We start from the raw sequence: 672 nt of genomic DNA, 5'->3' as shown, positions 1-672 counted from the left end.
ACCTGCAGCCGCACCCGGCTGATCCGCCCGAATCCCGGGTGGCTTCCCGAAGTGAGCTCGTAGCCGCAGACCCGGGCCTCCAGCCGCGTGGGCGCGCCCTGCCAGTCGCCGTCGGTGACCAACACGGTGCACTCCTTGCTGCGGGCCCGCGCCACCACCGCCCGCGCCCGGGTGTGCGGCACCCGGCGCCCGCCCAGACCGAGAACCACCAGATCCATACCGTCGACGAGCACCGCGGCCACCTCCACCGGATCGGTTCCGGGATCCGGTATCACCGCGACCCGGCTCAGATCCGCACCCATCTCCGCGGCGGCCAGCAGTCCGATGTCCGGCTGGCCGACGATTGCCACGTTGCCGCCTGCCGCCGTTACCGCGGCCACCATGCCCAGCAGCAGCGACCGGGCGCCCGAGAGTACCGCCACCGTCCCGCGCGGCAGGGGCGCCGGCAGCGACTCCGCCAGCCACGGCGGCAACGCCAGCTGGGACTCCGATTCAGGCAGCAGGTCGTCGGCGCGGGCGGGCGCGGGCCCGCAGCAAGGAGTGCACCGTGTTGGTCACCGACGGCGACTGGCAGGGCGCGCCCACGCGGCTGGAGGCCCGGGTCTGCGGCTACGAGCTCACTTCGGGAAGCCACCCGGGATTCGGGCGGATCAGCCGGGTGCGGCTGCAGGT

Annotated in this window: 2 pseudogenes; one reads left to right on the top strand and one right to left on the bottom strand. The window is 74.1% G+C overall.

The features are described 5' to 3' along the window. Positions 1-521, bottom strand: a pseudogene (locus A5711_RS03110) (hypothetical protein); the annotation flags it as partial. On the opposite strand from A5711_RS03110, the pseudogene A5711_RS27980 reads away from it, so the two are divergent. Continuing rightward, positions 521-672 (top strand): annotated as a pseudogene (locus A5711_RS27980) (hypothetical protein); the annotation flags it as partial. The pseudogenes A5711_RS03110 and A5711_RS27980 overlap by 1 nt on opposite strands.

It is taken from the genome of Mycobacterium sp. E2238 (assembly GCF_001672665.1).
Lineage (GTDB): Bacteria > Actinomycetota > Actinomycetes > Mycobacteriales > Mycobacteriaceae > Mycobacterium.
This window is presented reverse-complemented; position numbering and strand designations above follow the sequence as displayed.